Consider the following 7,293-nt stretch of genomic DNA (forward strand, 5'->3'; position numbering starts at 1 on the left):
GGTCTACTGGTTCTTCAAATCATAGGCACTATTGTTTGTTAGGTTCTTTTATTGTTATTGTTTTTCCTTCTTTTTGATAGCTGAAGCGGGTATGGGTCTGAATTGTTTTCAAAACCCGGTCTATGTCCTCCACATCGAACATTCCCGTGAATCTTCGCTCACCCAATTCTTCAAATTGGTTTATAATCCGTATGTTATACTGACGCTCCAGCTTTTTTATAATGTTGGACATCGCCTCGTTTTCAAAGGTCAATATGCCTTTGGTCCACGACACATATGAAGAAACATCCACATCTTCCACAACAAAACCACTCTCCACATCAAGTAGCTTTGAAGCTTTTTGTGAGGGCTTTAGCATTTGTGGGGTTTTGGAGGTATTTACATCAACTTCCCCAACTCCTACCGAGCCTTCTACCAAAACCACTTCCGCCACTCCATCCTCTGTATAAGCGGATACATTGAACACTGTACCATACACTTGGGTATATATTGTATTGGTTTTGACAAAAAACGGTTGTTCCGGGTTCTTGGCCACTTCAAAAAAGGCTTCTCCCTGCAAATACACCTCTCTTTTGTCCTTCCCGGAAAAACTAGCCGGATAGCTCAATGTAGATCCCGAATTCAACATGACCACGGTACCATCTTGTAGGGTTACCGAGAGCTTTTTCCCATAAGGGATCTTCAGTACATTGTTTTTTTCCACTTTCTTCCCTTTGGTTCCATTCTTTTGGGTGAGTACTCCTTCTACCAAAGAAAAAACAGTATTTCCCTTTTTGCTTTTAATCGTTCCATTGGCACTTGGGTCTAGATTCAACACTTCACCATTCTCCAATTGCAACGTTATCATATTTAAGTCCACTCGAGGAGTCATATCCTCTTGCGGAGTACTGTATAGCAATGCAAACAAGGATGTGGATACAATTACCACTATGGCAGCCGCATATTTCCACATATCTCCGCGTACCAACAATGACCTTACCTTTTTGGAGTCATTCTCTTTTATGGTTTCCAAGAAATTTTTGAAGGCTTCCTCAGACTTCCAAGATCTGTTCTGATAATTTATCAGGAAATCTGCCTGAACATACTTTTTGAACACTTCTTGGTTGTTCCCCTTTTTTACCCACTCATACAACATTGACAATTCTTCTTGGGTAGCTTCCTGGTTGATGTATCTTGTAATAGTTCTTCTTATATCGAACTTGGTCATCGGTGAAAATTTATCTCTTTTATAAAACAGACGCAGTTTTTCAAAAAACCCTTACCTGAATTTATTTTTTTAACACAAAAATTATGGAGTATGCTTTTTTTGCCCTGAAACTTTAGAAGGAACAATTCAGGGAAAATGAACCTACAGAGAGGTTTTTAGAAGAAAATGGTCAGTTGGGCCCTAAGTCTTTTCAGTGCTTTGCCCATATGCACTTCAACAGTTTTGATGGATATATCAAGTCTCTCGGAGATCTCTTGGTATTTAAGGCCTTCCTTTTTACTCATTATAAAGACCCGCTTACACTGTTCGGGGAGGTTTTCTATTTCGGTCTCCACTCTTTTCAATCGTTCCTCAAAAAGTGAAGCATCGGTATCTGCAACTTCCAGATACGCTTCTTGTTTGAGACTCTCCAACAACTCAAATTCCTTTTTCTTTTTCCGTTTTGAGTCTATAAAGAGGTGGTAGGCTATTTTGAAGATGTAATGCTTTAGTTTGTTTTCTTGGACAACCAACCGTTCCCTGTTGTCCCATAACCTAATAAAAGTTTGTTGGGCTATATCTTCGGCGACCCTTGTACTGCCAGAGACCACCGTCATGTAATTGCACAGTTCTCTATGGTATATCCCAAAAAGGTATCCATAGGCTTCTTGGCAGCCTTCTTTCAGCTGCTCAACAAGAAGATGTTCATCACTGTATTTTTTTTGGTCCATATATTTTCGTCTTGGTCATTCAGCGCGCGACCATTGGGAATACTTCCATTGTATCACCAATACCTGTCTCACGCTCTTAACGTAGCGGTAGTTCAAGCAAAGTGGCATGAACTACCTTTATCTCAAACGAAAAAGTGCCGTTACATAAAAATCCCCCAATACAATCTTGGGCTATTTTTAATAAAGGGAAGCTGTATAAGCTCCTTATTTCAATTCTTTGATCTGAAGTGACCAATAGAATAAATACCAAAAAACGTTAACAAATTATAAAAAAATCTTTAAATGATTTGTTTTTTAAAAAAATATGAAGAGGAGCTTTGATTCCCCTATTACCCATTTCACCAATTAGCTTACTGTAACCCTATACCGAAAGCATTGGAATTGTAGATGAACTAAATCCTACTATTGTGTTTGGATGTACAACTCCGGAATAAGATTGATCATGGCTTACACACATCGGTTTCCTAAAGGGAGTTCAGCTTGATTTTTAACACGACCTATATCGTCATGTGTGCAAGTTATGAGATAGGGACGAAGCAATTACGGCCGTGTCTTCTAAAGAGGTTTGGGATATGGCAACCCCAATGGTTATAAAATATCAATAAAAAGGCTATATATCAACCTTAAAGTTAAAACCAAGGATTCCAAAAGCAATGGAGACCATGACCGATAGTGCAACGATTATCCATCTTCCAATAATCGAGCATATTCCGGATATAAGTTCGACAACACCTACCATGGACATTATAAATTCATTGGTCAGCAGCCCATGGCAAGCGAACACAAATTCTTTGATCATCACTTGGTTGTGCGGAAGAAGTTCAAAAAACATATCCAACCCGAATAGGATTAAGGTAACCCCCAATCCTATTCGAACCATTTAATATATTCTTCTGGACATTCCTTTATTTCTTGGTCAAATGATATCCAGCCGATTCAACGGCAGAGGTAATTTCCTCTTCCGTGGCACTTGTGGTCTGTACGGTCAATAATTTGTCTTGGGAGGCAAAGTCAACCGACCAATCGGTCACGCCATCCACCTTATCCAAAAATGGTTTTACGGTATTGGCACACCCACTGCACTTAATATTTGATTTGAATTGTAATGTACTCATGTTCATCAATTTTAAATTAGAGAATTATTAAAGTTTAATTGTTTTAAGTCTCAAACTGTTCAATACGACCGATACACTGCTAAAGGCCATAGCGGCACCAGCTATCATCGGATCTAACAAAAATCCATTGATCGGATACAGCAGCCCTGCAGCTATAGGAATTCCAATGATATTGTATATAAAGGCCCAAAAAAGATTTTGCCTTATACCTATAACGGTCTTATGGGAGAGCTTCAACGCTTTGGGAATGGCATTTAAATCAGAGGTGATCAAGGTCATTTTCGCGACATCCATGGCAATGTCGGACCCTTTGCCCATGGCGATGCTGACATCTGCTTGGGCAAGTGCCTGCGAATCATTGATACCATCGCCCACCATGGCGACCACCTTTCCACTTTCTTGAAGCCTTTTCACAAAATCAGCTTTCTCTGATGGGAGTACTTCGGCTTCATAGCTTTTGATACCCACCTGTTGTGATACGGCTTCGGCGGTCATCTTGTTATCACCGGTCATCATGTAAACTTCCATACCATTCCCCTGCATTTCCCGTATGGCTTCCTTTGAGGATTCCTTTATACTATCCATAATGGTCAAAATCGCCTTCACCTTGCCTCCACCGCCAAAGTATATGACCGTTTTGGCCTCCTGCTCTAACCCTTCGACCATGTGCCCCAGGTTGTCATCCATGGCGATTCCTTTTTCGACCATCAACTTATGATTGCCCACAAGGTATTGGGTTCCATCCAATGCCTCAGCGCGAACACCTTTTCCTGTAATACTATTGAAGTTCAAAATTTCGACCGGATTTACCTTTCTATTTTTTAAAAAGGAGACCACGGCTTCAGCCAAGGGATGTTCGGACTGTCCTTCCATGGCATATAAAATTTGCTCCAGGGCCCTGTGATCGGTCACATGGTCCGCAAAGACCATATCGGTCACCACAGGCTTTCCTTCAGTTATGGTACCCGTTTTATCCAGGACAATGGCATTCACTTTGTAACCCAACTCCAGGCTTTCCGCATCTTTGATGAGAATATTGTGGTCGGCCCCCTTGCCGATTCCCACCATGATGGCCGTGGGGGTTGCCAAACCCAGCGCACAGGGACAAGCTATTACCAATACGGCAACTGCGGTCAACAGTGCATGGGTAAAAGCGTCCTCACCTCCCAGGAACATCCAGGTGATAAATGTCACCAGTGAAATCGTCATTACCACGGGAACAAAAATACCGGCAATCCTGTCCACCAATTTTTGTACGGGCGCTTTGCTCCCCTGTGCTTCCTGCACCATCTTGATGATCTGGGACAAAAGGGTCTCCCCTCCCACCCGGTCAGCTACAAACTGAAAGCTTCCTTTTTGGTTTACGGTACCGGCAAAAACTTTTTCATCCTTTGTCTTTTCTACAGGGACGGGTTCGCCTGTGATCATACTTTCATCAACATAGGAACTTCCTTTGGACACCGTTCCATCCACAGGGATTTTCTCTCCCGGTCTGACCAATATCGTTTGACCTATCTTGACCGAAGAAATAGGGATTTCCCTTTCCTCCCCATCTGCTATCACCTTTAAGGTCTTGGGCTGCAACCCTATCAATTTCTTTATGGCGGAGGATGTATTTGATTTCGCCTTTTCTTCCAATAATTTCCCCAATGAAATAAAGGTGATGATCACTGTGGCCGCCTCATAATATACATGGGGTTCCATGCGTTTACTGAGCCAAAATTCAGGAAAAAAGGTATTGAATGCACTGAACAAAAAGGCAATGCCCGTACTGAGTGCGACCAAGGTATCCATATTGGCCTTACCGAATCTGGCCTGTTTGAAGGCATTTATGAAAAAGCTTCGGCCAAACCAGAACAGGATAGGAACGGCAAGTACCAACGAAATCCACCTACCCGGGACCCAATCCATAAAAAACATCCCCAGAAGGAAAATGGGAAGTGTCAAAATAGCGGACCAAAGGGTTCGCTTTTTTATGGATACATAATGCTTTTTCGAAAGCTCTTCCTGTACTTCGGTAGGATCCTCGGCATCCACAATTATATCATAACCGATTTGACGTACCGCATTTTGAAGATCGCTTAGGTCCATAGCACTGTCATACTCCACAAGGACCATACTGTTGGCAAAGTTGACACTGGCATTGTAGACCCCTTCGGTATGGCCCAGCATGGATTCCACGCTGGATGCACAGGCAGCACAGGTCATTCCAGTGACCGGGAAAGATTTTTTTGACACCATCTTCGCTTTCCTTTCGGTGTCCTCAATAATATCGATTGCATCCATTTTCTACTCCGATTTGTATGGTACAAATTTCAGAATAGACCTAAAATGGACTGTTACGTTATTTACTGAAAGAGTTGTAGAATTTTCCGAAAAATCAACTTTTATCTTTCCTCGTCAAGTACTAATAATTGGTGAGTGGTTTATAGAATTCGGCAACATCTATGAAATCAGGTTCGCCCACGTCAATCTTTTTTGGAGAATTTGCACCGATCAGTTTAGAATATATTCGATAGGACAAACCATTGTAGTGAACTTGGGGCAAAACAAGAACATTGGTAGTAAATAATCGCCTCTCATTCGGCCAGATTCTTTGTTTCTTCGCTAAGCGATCCCTCGAATTTAGGAATAGGCCGCTTTTCTTTTCCTGCTTCGGTTTCCACTATTCCATTTTCCTTAATGTCGTTTATCAACCACTGCATTTCCATTATCTCCCTGCGTTGTGCCTTGATAATTTCATTGGCAAGCTCCCGTACCCTGACATCTTTTATTTGAGAACGTTCACTGGTCAAAATAGCAATGGAATGATGGGGTATCATTCCTTCCATGTAGTCGACTCCTGATACGGTGACCTGACTCCTGACCAGCCATATCCCACCTGCAATCAACAAAACACCCAAGGCTAATATTGACATGTTCTTGCGTCGGTCTTTATACATCTGTAGCATATATAGCAGCATAATAATGATCATCGATCCCCCCATAATCAAAGTCATGAAAAATCTAGTCTCACTATACCAAAAGTGATCAATGATTTGATATGAGTGGGTGTACATTAAAAAAAACATGGCGACCATTGAAGTACCAATCATCGCAAAAAACTTTAAATAATTATTGGATTTCCTTTGACTATCTTCCATTGTGCAAATTTTATCTGGTTATTGTGATTATTCCTTGACTTTCGAGTATTGTATTGTTCCATTCCAATTGTAGGCCTGACAATTTACCTGTCCCAGTTATCGTATATCGGTTCAATTGGCTTTGTTCATCGCTTGTATTTTATATTGACCCCCCTTATTTTCCAATGCCTTTTGTAGCTTTTCAAGGGGGACCTCAAATTGCGACTCCACTGTAGCTTCTGCGTTTTTTAGATCGACCGCTACATCGGCTACACCGGCCACATTGAAAAGAGCTTCTTCAACGTGCCCCCTACAGCCATCACAAGTCATTCCTTCTATTTGGTATCTTCTTTTCATGTTGTGATCATTTTTTATTTTAACAATTTTACACCTAGAATCAACAATGTTGGTTCCAACACGTATGGGAAAAGTAACACTTTCTGTATAAGGGCGTTGTTTGAAAAAAAACAAACCTTGACCCATTTGCGAAGAAAGGTGTTTTTTAAATAGCGTTTAGGAGGATGGTTCCTTGGAAAGGTATTGCGCCCTTAATGGTAGAGGTTAAATATCATCAAGCGATATTCTATTTTGTATGGCACTTTTCTTAAATTGTGTAGGTGTCATTCCAGTAACTTTTTTAAATTGGTTGCTTAAATAGGCAACGCTGCTATAGTCCAATTGAAACGCTATTTCCTTTAAGCCCAATTCGTCATAAACAAGAAACTCTTTGATCTTTTCAATCTTTTGGTTGATGATATATTGCTCCAAGGTAATGCTTTCCACCGCGGAAAACAGCGAACTAAGATACTTATAGTCAAGATGCAATCCATCGGAAAGGTATTCGGGCCATTTGACCTTTTCCATGGGTCCGGTGTAGTGTATCGCCTCAATCACTAGGTTTTTGATCTGTTCTATCAACTGACCTTTACGATCGTTGATGATCGTAAATCCAATTTTCTCAAGTCGTTCGTTGAGACCTTCCCGTTTTTCAGGCGTGATTTTCCCATTGAGGGTTATTTCACCCAACGACACATTCATATAGGGAATGCCCTCATCGTCCAAAATACCTTTGACGGCCATGATGCATCTCGGACAGACCATGTTTTTGATGTACAACACATCTTTCGATTTACTGGACC

General features: G+C 41.2%; 8 protein-coding genes. All 8 read right to left on the bottom strand.

Annotated features, from left to right (window positions below; translation table 11 throughout):
* Nucleotides 1-28: 28 nt before the first annotated feature.
* Nucleotides 29-1,207 carry a FecR family protein gene (locus GTK07_RS18780; protein ID WP_051947309.1) on the bottom strand — a complete coding sequence of 393 codons (1,179 nt, stop codon included), beginning with the start codon at nt 1,205-1,207 and terminating at the stop codon, nt 29-31.
* Between the two features lie 155 nt (nt 1,208-1,362).
* Entirely contained in the window at nt 1,363-1,917 is a 555-nt protein-coding gene (locus GTK07_RS18785) for an RNA polymerase sigma factor (RefSeq protein ID WP_036383520.1), read from the bottom strand.
* Between the two features lie 610 nt (nt 1,918-2,527).
* Nucleotides 2,528-2,797, bottom strand: coding sequence for a DoxX family membrane protein (locus GTK07_RS18790; RefSeq protein WP_036383518.1), 270 nt, complete (start codon nt 2,795-2,797; stop codon nt 2,528-2,530).
* 25 nt (nt 2,798-2,822) lie between these two features.
* Nucleotides 2,823-3,032, bottom strand: a complete 210-nt coding sequence (locus GTK07_RS18795) for a heavy-metal-associated domain-containing protein (protein WP_051947607.1) — start codon at nt 3,030-3,032, stop codon at nt 2,823-2,825.
* A 27-nt stretch (nt 3,033-3,059) separates the two neighbouring features.
* Entirely contained in the window at nt 3,060-5,318 is a 2,259-nt protein-coding gene (locus GTK07_RS18800; RefSeq protein ID WP_163636610.1) for a heavy metal translocating P-type ATPase, read from the bottom strand.
* 293 nt (nt 5,319-5,611) lie between these two features.
* A complete protein-coding gene (locus tag GTK07_RS18805; protein WP_036383513.1) occupies nt 5,612-6,175 on the bottom strand; it encodes a DUF305 domain-containing protein in 564 nt (187 codons plus the stop codon).
* Between the two features lie 111 nt (nt 6,176-6,286).
* Complete coding sequence (locus tag GTK07_RS18810; protein WP_161594393.1) at nt 6,287-6,511, bottom strand: heavy-metal-associated domain-containing protein; 225 nt, start codon at nt 6,509-6,511, stop codon at nt 6,287-6,289.
* A gap of 204 nt (nt 6,512-6,715) precedes the next feature.
* A complete protein-coding gene (locus GTK07_RS18815) occupies nt 6,716-7,273 on the bottom strand; it encodes a helix-turn-helix domain-containing protein (protein WP_313790835.1) in 558 nt (185 codons plus the stop codon).
* Nucleotides 7,274-7,293 lie beyond the last annotated feature (20 nt).

The sequence above is a fragment of the Flagellimonas sediminis genome (genome assembly GCF_010500845.1).
Classification (GTDB): domain Bacteria; phylum Bacteroidota; class Bacteroidia; order Flavobacteriales; family Flavobacteriaceae; genus Flagellimonas; species Flagellimonas sediminis.

Excerpts from the sequence above, each read along its gene's own strand:
- GTK07_RS18795 (WP_051947607.1), bottom strand. The coding sequence starts at position 3,032 with ATGAGTACATTACAATTCAAATCAAATATTAAGTGCAGTGGGTGTGCC.
- GTK07_RS18790 (WP_036383518.1), bottom strand. The coding sequence starts at position 2,797 with ATGGTTCGAATAGGATTGGGGGTTACCTTAATCCTATTCGGGTTGGAT.
- GTK07_RS18785 (WP_036383520.1), bottom strand. The coding sequence starts at position 1,917 with ATGGACCAAAAAAAATACAGTGATGAACATCTTCTTGTTGAGCAGCTG.
- GTK07_RS18810 (WP_161594393.1), bottom strand. The coding sequence starts at position 6,511 with ATGAAAAGAAGATACCAAATAGAAGGAATGACTTGTGATGGCTGTAGG.
- GTK07_RS18780 (WP_051947309.1), bottom strand. The coding sequence starts at position 1,207 with ATGACCAAGTTCGATATAAGAAGAACTATTACAAGATACATCAACCAG.
- GTK07_RS18800 (WP_163636610.1), bottom strand. The coding sequence starts at position 5,318 with ATGGATGCAATCGATATTATTGAGGACACCGAAAGGAAAGCGAAGATG.
- GTK07_RS18805 (WP_036383513.1), bottom strand. The coding sequence starts at position 6,175 with ATGGAAGATAGTCAAAGGAAATCCAATAATTATTTAAAGTTTTTTGCG.